At 44.0% G+C, this 18461-nt stretch carries 14 protein-coding genes; 7 read left to right on the forward strand and 7 right to left on the reverse strand.

The annotated features are described in order from the left end of the window. Positions 1–484: 484 nt before the first annotated feature. Entirely contained in the window at positions 485–883 is a 399-nt protein-coding gene (locus tag J7529_RS11265) for a transposase (RefSeq protein ID WP_318729037.1), read from the forward strand. Between the two features lie 53 nt (positions 884–936). Continuing rightward, a complete protein-coding gene (locus tag J7529_RS24690) occupies positions 937–1179 on the forward strand; it encodes a transposase (RefSeq protein WP_413038870.1) in 243 nt (80 codons plus the stop codon). A 400-nt stretch (positions 1180–1579) separates the two neighbouring features. Here J7529_RS24690 and J7529_RS11275 read toward each other — a convergent pair whose 3' ends face one another. Then, entirely contained in the window at positions 1580–3730 is a 2151-nt protein-coding gene (locus J7529_RS11275; protein ID WP_318729038.1) for a S8 family serine peptidase, read from the reverse strand. A 127-nt stretch (positions 3731–3857) separates the two neighbouring features. On the opposite strand from J7529_RS11275, the gene J7529_RS11280 reads away from it, so the two are divergent. The 3 genes from J7529_RS11280 (at position 3858) to grxD (ending at position 5219) form a co-directional block, all read left to right on the forward strand. Next, positions 3858–4460, forward strand: coding sequence for a hypothetical protein (locus J7529_RS11280; protein WP_271945094.1), 603 nt, complete (start codon positions 3858–3860; stop codon positions 4458–4460). 106 nt (positions 4461–4566) lie between these two features. Next, positions 4567–4818: a BolA family protein gene (locus J7529_RS11285; RefSeq protein ID WP_318729039.1), complete on the forward strand. Its 252-nt coding sequence runs from the start codon at positions 4567–4569 to the stop codon at positions 4816–4818. A 77-nt stretch (positions 4819–4895) separates the two neighbouring features. Next, complete coding sequence (gene grxD, locus J7529_RS11290) at positions 4896–5219, forward strand: Grx4 family monothiol glutaredoxin (RefSeq protein WP_271945087.1); 324 nt, start codon at positions 4896–4898, stop codon at positions 5217–5219. Positions 5220–5346: 127 nt separating this feature from the next. Here grxD and J7529_RS11295 read toward each other — a convergent pair whose 3' ends face one another. Then, entirely contained in the window at positions 5347–5595 is a 249-nt protein-coding gene (locus J7529_RS11295) for a DUF6761 family protein (RefSeq protein ID WP_413038871.1), read from the reverse strand. Between the two features lie 346 nt (positions 5596–5941). On the opposite strand from J7529_RS11295, the gene J7529_RS11300 reads away from it, so the two are divergent. Beyond that, positions 5942–6709, forward strand: coding sequence for a response regulator transcription factor (locus J7529_RS11300; protein ID WP_271945084.1), 768 nt, complete (start codon positions 5942–5944; stop codon positions 6707–6709). A gap of 32 nt (positions 6710–6741) precedes the next feature. Here J7529_RS11300 and J7529_RS11305 read toward each other — a convergent pair whose 3' ends face one another. The 3 genes from J7529_RS11305 to J7529_RS11315 form a co-directional block, all read right to left on the reverse strand. Further along, positions 6742–7299, reverse strand: a complete 558-nt coding sequence (locus J7529_RS11305; RefSeq protein WP_318729041.1) for a hypothetical protein — start codon at positions 7297–7299, stop codon at positions 6742–6744. A gap of 16 nt (positions 7300–7315) precedes the next feature. Then, on the reverse strand, positions 7316–7753 hold the full coding sequence (locus J7529_RS11310) for a DUF4079 domain-containing protein (protein WP_271945078.1): 438 nt from the start codon (positions 7751–7753) through the stop codon (positions 7316–7318). A gap of 128 nt (positions 7754–7881) precedes the next feature. Beyond that, positions 7882–8244, reverse strand: coding sequence for a DUF1830 domain-containing protein (locus J7529_RS11315; protein WP_271945075.1), 363 nt, complete (start codon positions 8242–8244; stop codon positions 7882–7884). A 322-nt stretch (positions 8245–8566) separates the two neighbouring features. Between J7529_RS11315 and J7529_RS11320 the strand changes: the two genes are divergently transcribed. Next, positions 8567–10168 (forward strand): photosystem II high light acclimation radical SAM protein, encoded by a 1602-nt coding sequence (locus tag J7529_RS11320; RefSeq protein ID WP_318729042.1) that lies wholly within the window; start codon positions 8567–8569, stop codon positions 10166–10168. On the opposite strand, the gene J7529_RS11325 is transcribed toward J7529_RS11320, so the two are convergent. Continuing rightward, positions 10165–17478 (reverse strand): non-ribosomal peptide synthetase, encoded by a 7314-nt coding sequence (locus J7529_RS11325; protein WP_318729043.1) that lies wholly within the window; start codon positions 17476–17478, stop codon positions 10165–10167. The genes J7529_RS11320 and J7529_RS11325 overlap by 4 nt on opposite strands. A gap of 56 nt (positions 17479–17534) precedes the next feature. Next, positions 17535–18428 (reverse strand): phytanoyl-CoA dioxygenase family protein, encoded by an 894-nt coding sequence (locus J7529_RS11330; protein WP_318729044.1) that lies wholly within the window; start codon positions 18426–18428, stop codon positions 17535–17537. Positions 18429–18461: the final 33 nt, after the last annotated feature.

Below are 18461 nucleotides of genomic sequence, written 5' to 3' on the forward strand. Positions count from 1 at the left end.
AGGGGAGTTTTAATAAAAAGTGATTGGTCTATGATGAACTGTCTACTTCTTAGATGAAATTTCATCTTTTGGGAAAAAGACTGTACGCTTCCCTCGGGTTTCACTCCCTTTAGGGTAATCTTCTTTCCCCCAATTGTCTTGAGTCCTAAACGAGTCTCCTCTCCAGCCAAGTATCTACACTTTTCTCCTTTTCCCAATAGCTTATACAATATACTTAAGGCTGGTTTGATTTTTTTTAAACGTTTCTTCTGCTTCCTTATGCTGATTTACGCTTCTCGGACGAGGTGTTTTTAATTTCCCTCCTCATTTATATCTCACCGTTTTATGAACCGTTTTATACTTAACTATCTCCCCGTGTTTTTCCGGCAACCCTTCCTGAATTTCTCCATAACTATTCAATCCTTTCGCCTCCTTTAGTCTCTCAGATACAGCGCTTTGCGCTGTAATGGTGTACAGTACGGGAATAGGTGTTATGGAGTAGGTGATGAAAGCATATAGCGTAGACTTACGAGAAAAAATCGTTAAAGCGCATCTAGTAGAAAACCACTCAATTAGACAAGTAGCCGCGAGATTGTCAGTGAGTAAAAATTTAGTTCACAAGTTGGTCAAACAACAAAAAACGGAAGGAAATGTAGATCTAAAACGCCTAGGCAAGCCCCAGTTTAGTTATCTTACAAGTGTTGAAGCTCAAGAACAAGTGAAAACCTTAGTAGAAAAAAATATAGATGCCACTCTAGGGGAACTGTGTGAATTATTTGCCGAATTGACCGGTAATTGGATAAGTCCGACAGCCATGTGTCGCTGTTTACAGAAATTAGGGTTATCTCGTAAAAAAAAACGAGGCGTAGCAGTCAAGCGGCAACACAAAGAGTACAAAAACTAAGAGTAGAATATTGGGAAAAAATCAAAGAAATAGAGCCAGAGAACCTTGTATTTATAGATGAATCTGGGATTCTCCTAGGAGGAAGCCGTGCTTATGGTCGTTCAGAAAAAGGGACAAGAGTCAGAGAACTTAAACCTTATTATCGAGAAGCGAAAATCACTCTTGTAGGAGCCATTAGTCAGCAGGAAGTTTTAGTATTAATGACTCTTAATGGCTCATTAGATGGAGAGGCATTTAAGGTTTTTATTAATGATTGTCTCCTGCCTTGCCTTATGGCCAGGTGCAGGGGTTGTTAGTGTTGAATGTTAGCTTAATGCCGAAAAAAAAGAGGATAAAACATGCTATTCTATCCTCAAATATTCAAATAATATTCTCGCCTATGGTAACTTCCTTTACCAATTTTGTCAAACCCATTCTCAAGTCATTGTCTCCTCATGATTACCCAGTTCTCAACTCTCGCCTCTTCTTTGAAATCTGGTTAAACTTCATATTTGATAGTAGTTTGACTAGCATGAGAGACTTATTCTACCGATTGAATTATACGGGTATTCAGGTGGACATATCTACCTTCTCTAAAGCCTGTAAATCGAGAGAATGCCACAAGTTCTATCGCATCAGAGGGAACTCTAGAAATTAAAATAAAAATCCCCCATAAAGATCCTCTGGTTCTTATTAGCTAGACCGTTCGAGAATAGTTCAAATCCCTAAGGTCAGTACCCAACCTCTTAATGTGCCGGTGTTGCCTAAAGCATAATCAATCACTTGTAATTTCCAAACTCCTTTAACGGAGAGATTAACTAAATCTTGCAATAAGGGACGCTCAGAAGAGGTATAAGTATGTTGAAGCCGGGTTTGTTGGCCTAATGTCCGGTTTTGGAGCAAAATGGTTTTGTTATTGGGGGCAATTAACCTAACTTGAATATCGCCTAAAAAACTGTGATCGATGTCTACAGTCACTTGGATATCTCGTAATGAATTGCTTTCCGAAATATAGATCGAGCTACTAATGCCGCGACTATCGTAATCTCGAATGGTGACGCTGGCATAATTTTGCCGTTGAATCCAGCGGCTAACCCTGGGAGGAGTAGGGCGCGATCGCACAGCAGCCGCAACAGCCTTATAGGCATTCACTTTACCATAGCCAAACCACTCGGAGTGGCCTCGACTATCATAAGAGCCTTTGCGAAAGCCAAACTGAGGATCGGGGTCTGAGTCCACAATCTTATCCGTATTCGAGATTAAAATTTGCTTCACCTGAGCCGCCGTTAAATCGGGATTCGCTGATAAGACTAAGGCTGCCACTCCAGCGACAATCGGACAAGCACTGGAAGTCCCGCCAAAAGTACCCGTAAAATCCCCTGTACCATATCCTGCTCCCCCTACCCGGTCAGTCGTAAATACACCTAATCCTGGAGTAGCTCTGGTAACCGCAGGAGGAGTTTGGATAAATCCGGTTTGCTGTAACCAAATCCCTGGAGGGGCATTATTAGAGGGCGCGCAAACGGCGATTTCTTTCCCCCAGTTACTGTAGATAGCTTTTTTGCTCAGACTCGAACAAGCAGAAACCGCAATCACATCGGGATGAACCGGAAAACCGGCTAACCATCGGGTATTTCCAGAAATGACATTGCTCGGCCATCCTTGTTCATTAACGGTATCGTTAATGGGGCGGTTGGCATTCCCAGAAGCAAAGACAATCACACAGCCTTTCCCCTGACGGCCTTGGGTGGCAGCTTTGGTCAGGGCAGCGTTTTGGCGTAGGGAGAGGGGGAAATTAACGGCGGCTGGCCCCCAACTACAGGAAATCACAGCAGCTCCACGACTGGCACACCAATCAAAGAGTTGTTCCATGGAATTATCATCTAAGAAGCCGGTGGTACGAACGGGCATTAGGGAGCATCCAGGCGCTACACCAACGATACCGGAGCCGTTTTCTTCGGCAATGGCAACTCCGGCACAGGAGGTACCATGGTTTTCCACCAGTCCTCCGGGTTGGGGGATAAAGTCTCGGTCTTTGAAGTCTTTGGGGGCAACAATTTTACCTAATCCTTGGAAGTCAGGATGGTTGAGGTCGATCGCATCATCGGCAACGGCGACGACAATGGAGCGATCGCCCCTGGTCAGATCCCAAGCACGTTCTGCATCAATATGCGACCCAGTCGCGAGATAGTTTCCCCCATTATGATTCAGATACCATTGTTGTCGATAAGACCCATCGGTGGGGCGATACATGGGTTGGCTGGGAATAATGAGATTGGGTTCAGCCGTAAGGACTACTGGAGAAGCAATTAAGCGGTTGGCAATTTTAATCGGATTTTCTGTGGATTTTTCCGTCAGTTGATAAACCCAGGTATTGGGGAGTGTTTCCACCGGTTTGACTTCCCGCAGGCCATACTTTTGAATCGGGCCCCTGCGAGTTTGGGCATTGCTCGTTGGCGACCATTGAATGGTAATCTCGTTGGACAAATAGGTGTAGGTTCCCGGTGAATTTTTGATCTGATAGACATGACTGGCAAAGGCTACATCTTGGGAATTGCGAGCTGAAGTAATTGCCGTTTCTAAGCTTTGGGGATCGACCGTTAATTCTGAGAGTTTTGGAGCAATAGGACGAGTCGCTAAGGAAGGGAGATCCTTGGCCCAGTCTGAAGACATATTCGACTTCGGGGAAACCGTCAGCCGGTCTGAAGCCTTTTCTAAAACCAATTCTTGGCCGCCCCGTTGCAGTACTAACCCGATTTCTGACTCTGGGATACCCGACTTGGCCTGAACGGGATCGGAGGACCGATCCGGGGGAGAACTCAGTTGACTCCCAAGAAAGCGCCACAACTGCTCAAAAACTTTGACCATCTTCACTACTCTATTGCGATCGTTTATCTCTTGCTTTTGATTGGAACAGATAAAAAGGGGAACTGTCTGCTAAATTATGTTTAGATTTGTTTTATATTGTTAGTCTTCACCCTAGCTCTTACAACTCATGGTATCTTTAAAACCCTCTCAACTCCTGCAAGCGACGACCCTAGCTATTTGTACTTCTGCGATCGCCTTCACAAACGTAGCCTTTGGGCAATCGACTCACCAGAACTTAGCGGCTCAAGACGCTCAACCGAATGCCGATGAATTTCGACCCCTGAATCAGGAAAACAGCCTACTGAGTAGGATTGGCGGCGATCGCCTGATGGCTGAAGCGGCTCAAGCCGTGGGCAATGAAAATTATGCCCTAGCGCAGCAAAAACTCCAAGATGCTCGTCAAGTGTTTAACCAATTATCGAATTTTTATCAGGAACTGGCAGCGAGTTTCTCTGGTATTGATAATCGTATTGCGAATAGCCAACGGGATTTAGCTGTGGAAACGGCGCAAAAACGGGATGAAGCAACCTATCAGCTTGCCCTCGTCCATCGCGCTCAAAACGAAGCTGATTTAGCGGTTCCCCTGCTGGTACAGGTGATTCGCTCTCAAAACCCCACCACCGAAATGGGTAAAAAGGCATACCAACAATTATTTGAATTAGGCTTTGTAGATTCTCCCTATCCCAAAAGGGATGAGGATAGTGAAGCTACGTCTGCGGTTCCCCAATAGAATCCATAAGAGTATCAGCGGGGTCATTCCCTTGAGTCTCTAACGGGCGATCGCTACAATAAAGAGTTGAGAACGATTATCGTAAGTAATCATTAAGGAGTCTTGTATGATTCGTCCAGCCGAAGTAGAAGCGATGATTAAAGCCAAGCTTCCTGATGCCCAAATTCAACTGAAGGATATGACGGGAGGAGGGGATCATTACGAAGCGATCGTGGTCTCCCGTGAGTTTGAAGGCAAAAGACCGGTACAACAACATCAGTTGGTTTATGCAGCCGTTCAGGAGGCCATGGCCAGTAATGCTATTCATGCCTTGGGTTTAAAGACATACACCCCAGAAGAATTTCAAGCGGTTCAGTAAAATTCTTAAAAATCAGTTAAGATCGAGACTCTGAAACCGATTTAAGGTTGCCGTTCTACTTTCCTCACTTGATAACTATGACTCCAGACTTGAAAGAACACATTGACAATACAATTAAAGCACACAAAATTCTTTTGTTTATGAAGGGGAATAAACTGATGCCCCAATGTGGATTTTCCAATAATGTGGTGCAGATGCTCAATCAGCTTGCAGTCCCCTATGAAACAATAGATGTGTTGCAAAATGATGCGATTCGCCAAGGAATTAAAGAGTATTCTAATTGGCCAACCATTCCCCAGCTTTATATTAATGGCGAGTTTGTTGGCGGCTCTGACATTGTTTTTGGGTTATACCAAAGTGGAGAACTCGCCCAGATGGTGGAAGTGGCTTTAGCGTCCTAGAATAACCTCTCTATTGATCGATAATCCCCCGGTGGTTATTTAGGGATAAAGTCTATCTGAAAACTACCAGGGGATATTTTTTGGGGTTGAAACAACCTAGAAACCAGCGATCGCCCATGACTCTGGGCTAGTAATATTTGGCTTCGGGTTCAGGTAGGGGTATTTCAAAATTAGATCGGTCGCGTAAATATCGATAGGCTTCTTCTTCTAGCCGATGGACTAAATAGGTTTCAATACAATTAGAATGTCTTAATGCCGCCAGATAGCCTTCGAGATACATACGCAAGTCGTCATAGCGGTATCCCCGGTTCCAGAGGTCTACAAGAGAATCAGTAATTTTTTGGTAAAAGCGGATGGTTTGAGTATCCTGAAGCATCATAAGAGTTGTCTCCTGATCGTCAACTGAACTTCACTTTGTTGGGTATCTTAAGGGTCGATCCTTTGGTCTGTTCGCTTCCCAATAGGCAAAATCCGGATCGGTCAATCACAGAATGGCCTAGGACCACTGATAGCTTTATTTTAACGAATCTCCAGACAGAATTGAGATAGGCAATTTGCTAGAGTTTCTTAAACTTAGCATACCCAAAGAAACAAATTCTGTACCGATCCCTAAAAAGCCCAAACCAGAATACTCGGTATCGACAACTACAAAAAAGTAAGTTAAACCTTGTTAAGGTGAACGAGTTATATGCTGCATAGTGTGGTAGGGAAATTAAACCGAAGTGGTCTTGATTGGTATTCAGATTATTGAAAGCAACCCTCATCTGCGATCGCTTCTCGGTTGGCACTTACAGCAGGCTGGCTATGGGATTTACCAATCTGCCGATAGTGCCAGCGCTCGTCATGTTTATATGGTGCGGGAACCGACTTTAGTGGTTTTAGATGGTAGTATTTCTGGAGGACAAGGTTTAGAACTTTGTCAGTGGATTTACAATCAACAAAAATCTTTGATTTTAATGCTTTCTGCTCGTAATGCAGAAACTGATGTGGTCGCTGGACTGCAAGCCGGTGCAGATGATTATCTCACCAAACCGTTTGGAATGCAGGAGTTTATGGCACGGGTACAAGCTCTGATCCGACGGCAAAACAAACTTACCCCTCCTGCCCATCTTAACTATGGTGAACTGAAGATCGATCTGGTGCAACGACAGGTCTCTCTTAAGGGAGAGGCGATTGATTTAACACCCCAAGAATTTAGCTTGCTTTATGCCCTGGCTCAAGTAGGAGGAGAACCCTTAAGTCGGTCTCAGTTACTACAACGGGCTTGGCCAGATGAGATTGATAATCCTCGTACTGTGGATACCCATGTTCTTTCTTTACGCAAGAAAATTGAGAGAGATCCTCGCCAACCCCATGTCATTCAAACGGTACGCAAGGTTGGTTATCGGTTTAATCAGGATGGACTAGCCCAGCAGAGGAGATCGCCTTCTCCTTTTCCCACCCGTTCACCTTCCCTGTCTGCCCAGCATACGTTTCCCATGAAACAATAGAAATCAGGAGAGGGAATAGGGAAAACCGAGTTTTACAAAACTTGGTTTAGGGCAGTGGAAATAGTCCAAGCATCTACACCTAGGAGCATCAGACTAAAGCCGAATAACAGGGCATACATCCAAGGTTGGGCTAGAGGTTTCACCTTGCTGGTATCAATTTGGGTTTTCTCTTGAACTTTTAGCACCAGTTGGGAAAATCCGGCAATCCGCATGGGAAGTAAGTAGGCATCTCCAGATTTAGCCAAAAAATAATAAACCAATCCTCCTTGTCCTGTTGTTCTGGGTTTTAAGGCTTGGATTTCTGACCAAGGCAAAGACCAATGACGGTGTTTTGCCCAAAAGACCCAGGAGGGATAGTTGACTTGAATCTGTTCCTCATCCAGGGTAACTCGTTCACTGAGCGCTCCCCAGAGAATCACTGCTCCTAGGGCAACAGCGACCCACAGGAGCAGTGGAGAAACTCCAGATGGGGTTACCCTCGCTAAAATCGGTAAAGGGACGGTGAGGGCACTATAGAGGGTTAATAGGGGGATACGGATAAGGGGGGAAATTTTAAACAGTGATGAGTCTTGCTGGGGGCGATCGCGCATAATCCGGTTGATCCGTCTAAGGTAGATATTTTTGTACCACACTCCATCCAGTAAGGGAAACCCAACTGAAGCCCATAAATAGGAGGGTGTTGGTGAGCAGATGTAGAGGTCTAGCCCAAGGTCTTTGGGGACTGATCTGAGTCGCACTGGTGGCAGAAATCAGGACTAAAGCAACCACCAATAGTCCCGCAAATAGGTGAGAGGAATGCCCTAAGCTGCCATAATGTCCCAGGGTTCCGACGATACCGATCGCCAGCAGCAAAAGAACCAGAAAGACTAAAATAGAACCGAGAATATAATGGAGCGATCGCCACCATCGAGGTAAGGGTTGGCGGTTTTGCCGACTCCACCAAACTCCAGTTCCTGTCATCGCTAATAAGACATAGGAAAATAGGGCCAAGCCCATTGACCAGGCCGCTATTTTCCAGAGCCATAAAAATGAAGGAAGATCCACAAATTAAAACCAGATTTATTAAACGTAACCGTCTAAAGCTAAAATTTCAATCTAGATTCAGATAAAGAAGTTTAGCCCGTCGTCTTTTACTTCCCCATCTTTCTCCTAACCAGAGATTAAAGGTTTTCTTAATCAATCGCCGTTAACGTTGGGGCTTTAAAGTTGGTTAAGGTATTAATCACTTTGGGTAAAGAGTTAGATTCCTTGAGCATTTGCCCTTCCCCTTCTATACCTAATTCTTGTAGTTTTAAGCGATCGCAAGGAATTTTATCCGATAAAATCGCACTGGCCATCATGCCACAGTGAATTTCCAATAGGGCTTCCGGAACAGATTCAAAGACTAAACGCTGTCCGGGAAACACCACCCGTTCAAAGTACCAATTTTGAATATTACAGATCCGAGCAACTTGCACTTTACTGGTCGCATTTACATAGCAGCAAAGAATGCGATAGGACTGCTCTGGTGGAAGGGGATCAAGAATTTGTGCCATATTCTTATGAAAAGATCAAAAATAACGCATATTAGCCTACATTGGCCACTCTAACACTTCTGATCCCAACGGGTTGTAAAGGCGACTACCATTAATCCTTTTTTAACCTCTTTTCTAGGCAGTCAATTGCAGTCCTAGAGACTTTTATAAGGATTTTCTCTGCACTTATCGATGATCATCTCTAATCTTGATGATTAGTAAATCTAATCTAAGTCCCAACTCCCTGGACCCAAAATTTCCTCCAACAGATCCCAAAACCAATGTTATCGTAAAGTTATGTGAAAAACTCTCATAAATCCAGGTTTAGAACAGGAAACGCCCTATGCACGCTACCTCCGTTACTGGCGATCGCCTTCTTTACGTCCGCCTTCCCTGTAACCCCATCTTTCCCATCGGTGTGGTCTATCTTGCCGATCACATCCACAAGTGTTTCCCCTCTGTGGAACAACAGATCTTCGACCTGGGAACAATTCCCCCCCTCGATTATAAACAAGCTCTAGACGAGGCGATCGATCAGTTTCGCCCCAACTTACTGATCTTCTCCTGGCGAGACATTCAAATCTATGCCCCCGTAGGCGGAAGAAGCGGCAACCCCCTACAAAACGCCTTTGAATTTTACTATAGCTTTAATCCCTTCATTAAGCTGCGAGGCGCTCTGGGCGGTTTGCGATTAGCCACTGCCTACTATGGGGAACTTTGGCGGAATATGAGCCTGATTAAGCGAGGCTTAAAGCGTGCCCAAAAATATAACCCCAACACCCGCTTAGTGGTGGGAGGCGGTGCGGTGAGCGTCTTTTATAAACAACTTGGTCGCTCCCTTCCCCCAGGAACCGTTATTTCCGTGGGTGAAGGAGAAAGCCTCTTAGAAAAACTCTTAAAGGATCAAGATATCAGTGGCGAGCGCTGTTATGTTGTCGGTCAAACAGTGGCCCGCGATCGCCTCATCCACGAACCCCCCACTCCCCTCGAAAAAACGGCCTGCAACTATACCTATATCGAAGAAATTTGGCCAGCCTTTAACTACTACCTGCAAGATCCCGACTTTTACTTAGGCGTACAAACCAAACGTGGCTGCCCCCATAATTGCTGCTACTGCATTTATACAGTCGTCGAAGGTAAAAAAGTTCGCATCAACCCCGCCGATGAAGTCGTCGAAGAAATGCGTCAACTCTATGACCGGGGGGTACGGAACTTCTGGTTTACCGATGCCCAATTTATTCCAGCACGGAAATTCATTCCCGATGCGATCGAATTGCTCCACAAAATCCTGGAAGCGGGTTTAACTGATATTCACTGGGCCTCCTATATCCGGGCGGATAATCTCACTCCTGAACTGTGCGATCTGATGGTCAAAACAGGAATGAATTACTTTGAAATCGGCATTACCAGTGGCTCCCAAGAATTAGTCCGTAAAATGCGAATGGGCTATAATCTGCGCGTAGTTTTAGAAAACTGTCGGGACTTAAAAGCAGCCGGTTTTAACGATCTCGTATCCGTCAATTATTCCTTCAACGTAATTGACGAAACCTATGACACCATTCGCCAAACCATCGCCTATCATCGGGCCTTAGAAGAAATCTTTGGAGTCGATAAAGTCGAACCCGCCATTTTCTTTATCGGTTTACAACCCCATACTCACCTCGAACAATATGCCTTTGACCAAGGCATTCTTAAACCCGACTACGATCCCATGAGTATGATGCCCTGGACAGCTCGCAAATTACTCTGGAATCCAGAACCATTAGGCTCATTTTTTGGCCAAGTCTGTTTAGCTGCATGGCAGCGCAATAGTAATGACTTTGGTCGGGAAGTCATGCAAGTTTTAGAAGAACGGCTCGGTCGAGCCAGTCTTGATGAAGCCCTCAGCGCTCCCCTTACCCCGAAAGCAGAAAGCAGCAAGCAGTTGACCCGCGTTGGTTTTTAAAAACAATTTCGCAAGGTTTCTGCTAAGACTTGGACATGAGGGGGTTTTAACATAGTTAAGTGTGTACCTGGTACAGTATAAAGTGCTACGGGTTCAGAGGAGAAACGACCCCAACCCCAGAGGCGATCGCTGGCAATCTCTGCTTTGAGAGTATGGCCAAAGCCTTTTTCTGCCATATCTTCAGAGACCGTATCTCTTGCCTTCAATAACACGATCGGAATGTGATAATTGCTTTGCGGGTAATAAGAATAGCTTGCGTCATAATCACTCATTAACACCTTCACAAACCCTCGAATCTGTTGAACCCCTGCTCCTTCGGGGAAAAAGCCCACGGTTTGTAGCTGTTCATAGATATATTGCCATTGTTCTTCTGCTTCGAGGGATTCCAAAACTTCCGCAGATACTCCGATTTCCGTGCCAAAAAACTGTTCAATTAATGCCACCACTAAAATCAGTTTCCGGGAAAGAGACCAATCGCGATCGATATTCGGTTTATTTTCTAGTGCATCTGGAACTGGACTATCCAGAATCACCAGTCGAGCCACTCTATCTCCTTGCGCTTCTAGTTGCTGACTCATCTCAAAAGCCACTAAAGCACCGAAAGAATGACCCCCTAAATAGTAAGGGCCTTCTGGTTGTACCGCTTTAATATATCCAATATAATCCCTCGCCATAGCTTCGACTGTAGTGTAGGGTTCTGATGCTCCATCCAAACCTCTGGATTGAAACCCATAGAAAGGTCGCTCTTCTCCTAAATAACAAGCCAAATTAGACAAATAAATCACATTTCCACCCGCTCCTGGAACACAAAAGAAAGGAGGTTGATTTCCTTGAGTTTGAATCGGGACTAAGGCTGACCAAGAATTAAAATCTGTTGATTCTTGCAAGCATATCGCCAGTTTTTCAATAGTCTGAGCTTGAAAGAGAGTGGATAGGGAAAGATGCCGATCAAACTCCTGCTCAATTTTAGCCATCAATTTTAGTGCTAAAAGCGAATGTCCACCCAGATTGAAAAAGCCATCTCTAATTCCTATGGGTTCAATTTGAAGAATATCTGACCAAATTTTTGCCAGCTTTCGCTCGGTAGAATTTCGCGGTAAAAGGAAGGATTCTTGACTATCCTGACTCGTAATTTCCTTGGATAAGTGATCCGGATTAACCTGTGGAACTTGATCGTCTGAAATCGCATTAGCGATCTCTGCTAAAGTTATTTCAGGATTTTTAATAATCAAATCGAAAATCATGAGAAAATGATCGAGTATTTTTTTAATTTCCGACCCCTTGAATTTAGAATGACTATAAACAGCATTAATTTTGAAATTGGAGCCAGGAATCGCAAGAATAGTTAAACTAGACTGAGTTTGTGCTCCTAGAGAATGATTTTGATTAAGGCTAATCTTAAACCCGGAAAAATCTTGGATTGAGGCATCAACTGGATAATTTTCAAAGACTAGGATACTGTCATACAACCGTGATGACATGGAGATCTCACTCCAGGAATGAATTTGGCCTTGAGAACAATATTCATAGGATTTTTGTTGAAATTGTTGTTGTTGATGTTCTTGTAACCAAGACCACAGAGGAAGATCGGGAATAACAGTACACCGAATGGGAACAGTATTAATCAATAAGCCAACCATAGACTCAATTCCAGAAATTTCTGGAGAACGACCCGAAACAGAAGCCCCAAAAACGACATCTAATTGATGACTATAGCGACTTAACAATAATCCCCAAATTCCTTGAATCAGAATATTGAAAGTAACTCGATTTTTCTTGACGAGAAGATTCAGAGCTTCTGTAGAGGACTCAGATAAACTAATGGCTCGACGACCATACGGTTGTTCTGGAAGCGCAAAGTCATCCGATGAAACTTCTTTTCCTAACGGAGTAGGTTGGGTGAATCCTCGTAATTTTTCTTGCCAAAATTCCTGAGCTTCAGTCAAATCTTGACTGTATAACCACGTGATATAGTTTCGATAGGGATAGGTAGAGGATAAGGAAAAATGAGAATCCTGAGTCAATCCTTGATAGAGTGTCAATAGGTCTTGGAATATGACTCCTAAAGACCATCCATCTACCAAAACATGGTGTACTGTGAAAACAAAATAATAGGCTTTATCTTCCCATCGAAATAGAGATAAATCCAGAAGAGGAACTTGGGTTAAGTTAAAGCCTTTCTCTTGCTTGATCCGAATATGTCGAGCTAACTTTTCTTGAACATCTTTTTCTGCTCTCCAATCCTCAACTTGTAACTCATAAGGTACACTTTGCAAAACAAACTGAGCCAGCTTATCATAATCTTTCCATAGAAAACCAGTCCTTAAAATTTCATGTCTATCTATCAAACTTTTCCAAGCTTTCTGCCACGCTTTTACATCTAAATCCCCTTCTAAATTTAGAACAATCTGTTCAATATGAACCCCAGATTCTGAAGCGGATAAGGACTCAAACAGCATTCCTTGTTGTGAGGGAGAAAGGGGATAAATTGCAGTTATCTTGGCTGGGTCGTGATTTTCTTGTTGAATATCTGAGATAATGGTATCTAACTGGATCTGTGTGAACTGAACAGCCGGAAAATCTGAAGGGGTATATCCACCAGTTTCTGGAGATTGGCAGTGATGAATGAGTGCTTTTAAGGTATTGATATAATTTTCTGCTAAAGTTTCGATGGTTGATCGTTGATGCAGATAATTACAGTACGTCCAATCAATTTGCAATTTATCCTTCAAGACAATTCCTGTAATATCTAATATATGGGGACGCTTGCCATGAGGGCTTTGAACTAAACCCATGGCTTCTGAAGCGACTTGCCAAGAATTCTTTTGAGATTCATTCGGATTAAATTGACCTAAATAGTTAAAGCTTATTTCAGGTTGTGGGAGAGCTGAAAGTCCAGACTTAATTTCTAGATCTGAGCTGAGATAACGTAAAATACCGTAGCCAATCCCACGATGGGGTATTGCTCGTAGTTGTTCTTTAATCGATTTAATATTTTCCCCTATATTATCTTCCACAGGTTGTTGGAGTATAATGGGAAAGACACTGGTAAACCAACCCACGGTTCGAGATAAATCGATGTCAGCAAACAATTCTTCGCGTCCATGTCCTTCTAAGTCTAGAAATAGAGTTGATTGTCCGCTCCAATTTTTGAACGTTTGTACTAAGGCAGTGAGTAAGATATCATTAATTTGGGTATTATAAGCGGAGGGGACTTCTTGTAAGAGAGCTTGAGTTTCTTCTGAAGTTAGCTGTACGGAAATATTATCCGTATTCCCAACTGTATTGTGAGTGGTGTTTTCTGGATAATCGATAGGTAGTTTATAGTCTTGAGATTGAGTCAACCAATAGTTTAGTTGCGATTGAAGATGGGGAGATTTGCTGTATTCTAAAAGATGAATTGACCAATCTTGAAATGCTGTGGTTTTTGGAGGAAGTTGTAGGGGTTCACCCTTCTCTAGTTGTTGGTAAACGGCTGATAAATCTTCTAATACAATACGCCAAGAAACTCCATCGATAACTAGGTGATGGGCAACAATCAGTAAACGTCCTTCTGTCTGTTTTCCAACTTGATAGAGGATACTTCTAATAAGAGGGCCTTCAGCCAGATTTAAGGTCGTCTGTTGGTGAGCAATATTGTCTTCTAAAACACGGGTTTGTTCAGAGGGAGGTACTGAGGATAAATCAACTCTCTCAAATGGAATAATTTCTTCTACGTTCTTATTGATTTGTTTCCAGCTTGTTTCATTCTTAAAAAATCGCAAACGTAGAGCATCATGGTGGTTTACAATTTTTTCTATGGCTTTGGATAGAAACTGGGGGTTAATATCAGCAGGGACTTTGAGGAGAAAAGATTGGTTAAAGTGGTGAGGTTCAGCAAGATTTTGCTCAAAGAACCAATGCTGGATGGGAGTAAGCGGAACTTCACCCGTCACACGGTTTTGTTGAGCAGAGGATGGTTGTAGTGTACTGGCAACGGTTGCGAGTTGTGCAATAGTTTGATGTTGAAACAGTTGCTTGGCAGTCAAGCCAATGCCTGCTTGTTGAGCGCGAGAAACAATTTGAATGCTGATAATTGAATCTCCCCCAATTTCAAAAAAGTTATCCTTCACGCTTACTCGCTGTAATCCTAAAACGTCTTGCCAAATTTCAGCTAAGGTCTGTTCTATTTTGTTTTGGGGAGCAATGAATTCTTCTGTTCTGGTTAATTCGATATCTGGAGCGGGTAAGGCTTTTCTATCTACTTTCCCATTGGGGGTAATGGGGAGTTTTTCGAGTATAACAAATGCAGAAGGCATCATATACTCTGGTAGTTTATCTTGCACGAATTGCCGTAGATCTAGAGGAGTAAGATCGGGATTTTCGCTCACAACATAGGCAACTAAGCGTTTGCTATTGGGTGTATCTTCTCGTGGGATGACAATACCATGCTCGACGTGGGAATGAGTGGATAAAATGGCTTCAATTTCTCCCAGTTCGATGCGAAATCCGCGAATTTTCACTTGAGTGTCTATTCTTCCGAGGAATTCAATGTTGCCATCGGGTAGATAGCGAACTAAATCGCCAGTTTTATACAGTTTACTGGTCTGGTTTCCAGAATCAAAAGGGTTGTTGATAAATTTCTCTGCTGTTAATTCAGGTCGATTGAGGTAACCTCTCGCTAAACCATCACCTCCAACATATAGTTCTCCTGGTACTCCAATAGGAACAGGAGTTAAATTAGAGTCAAGAACATAGAATTGAGTATTTGATAAGGGAGAACCAATTGGTAAATTAGTAGCATCGTCTGGAACGTTGTCCACTAAATACCAACTGGAAAATGTTGTATTTTCTGTGGGGCCATATACATGAAGTAACCGTTCTGGTCTACCCTTGTCTAAAATTTGTTTGACCCAAGTTGGATCGACAGCTTCACCACCAAACAGTAAACTCTTTAAAAATTTAAAGAGGGTGGGTACTTGTCTTGCAATTTGATTGAATAAGGCAGTTGTAATAAAAAGATGATCAATGGAGACTTCCCATAGACAAGCAGCCAATTTTTCCGGAGTCATGAGCGTGTCTTTGGGGATAATAATCAAAGTCGATCTATTTAAGAGTGCCCCCCAAATTTCAAACGTTGCGGCATCAAAAGAGGGATTAGAGGCGTGAGCGACCCGATCGCCCCCCTTCAGTTGTAAATAATTTGTCTTCATTACTAAGCGTACAACAGCTTGATGAGGAATCATTACCCCTTTAGGTTTGCCTGTGGAACCGGAGGTATAGATAATATACGCTAGAGATTGGATATTGATTTTATTGAGTAAATTTTCTTGGTTTTGTGTAGCGATCGCCTCCCAATCCCTATCTAAACACACCACTTGCGCTTGAGGTTCGGGTAACCTCTCTAAGCCATCCTGAGTGGTGACTAAGACCGGAACGTTGGCATCCGCTATCATATAACTCAAACGCTCTGCTGGATAATTGGGGTCTAGAGGTACATACGCTCCTCCCGCTTTGAGGATGGCTAAGATGCCCACAATCAGCTCTAGGGAACGTTCAACACAAATTCCCACCAGTGCTTCAGGTTGTACTCCTAAACTTTGCAGATAGCGAGCTAATTGATTAGCTTTCTGATTTAATGCTCGGTAGGTTAACTGCTCTTGTCCAAAGATAATCGCGATCGCATCAGGAGTCCGTTCAGCTTGTTCTTCAAATAACTGATGAATACACTTATCCCTAGGATAATCGGTAGCCGTATTATTCCACTCGATCAGTAACTGATGGCATTCTGCTTCTGTGAGTAGGGGGAGTTCGCCGATCTTCTGTTGGGGGTTAGCGGCGATCGCCTCTAATAGTACCTGCAAGTGACCTGCCATGCGGGCAATAGTCGCAGCATCAAACAAATCGGTAGCATACTCCCAATAGCCTAAAATTCCTTTATCGGTTTCCTCCATGGAGAGGGTGAGGTCAAATCGAGAGGTGGCGATCTGGGAGCTTAACCGTTCAAAACTCACTCCTGGTAACTCACAGGATAAGGCTCCAGCATTCTGCAATACAAACATCACTTGAAATAGGGGGGAATGGCTCAAATTACGTTCCGGTTGCAGCGCATCCACTACCTGTTCAAATGGCACATTTTGGTGAGTATAGGCTTCTAAAGTGACTTCCCGGACTTGAGTAAGCAATTGCTCAAAGGTTATATCGTCTGGAAACTGGGTTCGCAAGACTAAGGTATTGACAAAACACCCCATCAGAGGTTCAACTTCCTGGCGATCGCGATTGGCGATCGGCGAACCGATTAAAATATCATCTTGGCTACTATATCGATACAGCAGTGTGGAAAACGCTGCCAATAGGGTCATAAATAATGTTGCACCTGCCTTTTGACTGAGCTGTTGCAAGGGTTCCGTCAGATGGGGAGGCAAGGTAAATACTTGGTGTTCGCCCCGATAACTTTGCACTGCCGGTCGAGGTCTATCCGTTGGCAACTGTAATAAACCGGGAGCATCAGCCAGTTTTTGTTGCCAATATCCCAATTGAGTCTCCAGAACTTCCCCACTTAACCAAGTGCGCTGCCATTGGCTATAGTCAGCATATTGAATCGGCAGTTCAGGCAAAGGAGAGGGTTCTCCCTGAAGATACGCTTGATAGAGTGTGGATAACTCTTGGAACAAGACACCCACTGACCAACCATCACAGATAATATGGTGCAAATTAGCCAGCAACACCGACTCTGTTCTTGAAAGTCGAACTAAACTCACGCGCAATAAAGGCCCAGTTGCTAAATCAAAGGGAGCTTGAGCTTCACGGCGAATTTCTCGGTTTAACTGCTCCTGTTGTTGGGTTAGGGGGAGATGTTGCCAATCTTGGATCGAAAGTTCAAACTCAACTGGGGGGTCAATAACCTGTACTGGAGTGCCATTTAGCGATTCAAAGCGAGTCCGTAGAACTTCATGGCGGCGAATGATTTCCGCCAAAGCTGATTCTAGGATAGGAACCTGAAGATCTCCCGTAATTCGGAAGGCTCCAGGCACATTGTAGACAGAACTCTTCCCTTCCAGTTGGTCAAGAATCCAGAGTCTTTCTTGGGCCCAAGAAAGGGGGAGAGGACTGCCATCATGAGGGATGGGAGAAATGGCGGGTAGAGTCTGAACCGGAGTTAAGCTTTGATTGAGAAACCGGATAATCTCTCCTTTGCGCTCTGACAAAGTGCCTCGCATACTTGGGGTTAACACGCCTTCTGGAGCGCGACAGCGCAGTTTCTCGCCTTCAACCCACACTTTAACGCCCAATTCACGCAGTTCTGACAGAAATTGATCGATAGGTTTCATCGTAGACACTCCCTAGAATATGACTCATTGATCCAACCCTGATTCAGTTCAGGGAATTACCGATGCATCTCTCGGATAACGGGAGTGCCAACCTCTTGAATCGTGCCATCTTTCCCATTCCCTGCCATACCAAGGGGGCCCCACATTTTTAAGCCTAAAAGTTCCTTTAATTCGGGAGCATAACCCTTGACTTCTTCCCAGTCCAGAGTCAGCCAGAAATGTTCTTGCTGACGCATAAAGGGACGACAATAATAAGCCAAAATCCCATAGCGGGGTTCATCGGTTTTGTTGACTCCCGTGCCATGCCACAGTCGGCCATCAAATACCATCGCTGTCCCCGCAGGAGCAACAGCAGGGATCGGTTCGGGAGCGTCTTCTGGTACAGGAATGGCTTGTCCTTTCATCACTTGCTGAGGTTTGAGTTTATGGGAACCCGGAACCATTAGGGTGGCTCCATTCTCTTCGGTGAAGTCCGAGAGCATCCACATCATGTTAATCACCATGGGATAGGGCGTGACCGGTAAATAGCCCTGATCGAAATGTAAGGGCATGGCGGAGCCTCCTTTACAGGCAATATTGGCACTCAAGGAAGATAACAGAGCTTCACCCGCAAAGGGTTCTGGCATGGGGCCATCATTGGTAGCGGCAAATCTATCTCGAATCAGATTTAAAGGGGCCTCTTTGATGGCAATTCGGCGAAAAATTTCGCCTTTGGTAATTAAGCTCCAGACGCGTTGATTGGGGCCATTGGGGTTAAATGTTGCGCCACTATCCATCATGGCAACACCGGCTTTTCGTTCAGCTTCGGCTTGTTCAATCAGACGTTCTTTGGCTTCTTTGACTTCATCCGGGGAAAGGGCGTTAGCAATTAAGGCAAAGCCAAATTCTTCAAAGTGTTTGCGGGCTTCTTCTAGGCTGTTAGATAAGGGAGGTAAGCTCAGAGTTTTCATGGTTATTTCTCCAAAATTGAACAAGAGTTTATC

The sequence above is a fragment of the Roseofilum sp. Guam genome (assembly GCF_017746735.1).
GTDB classification, from domain to species: domain Bacteria; phylum Cyanobacteriota; class Cyanobacteriia; order Cyanobacteriales; family Desertifilaceae; genus Roseofilum; species Roseofilum reptotaenium.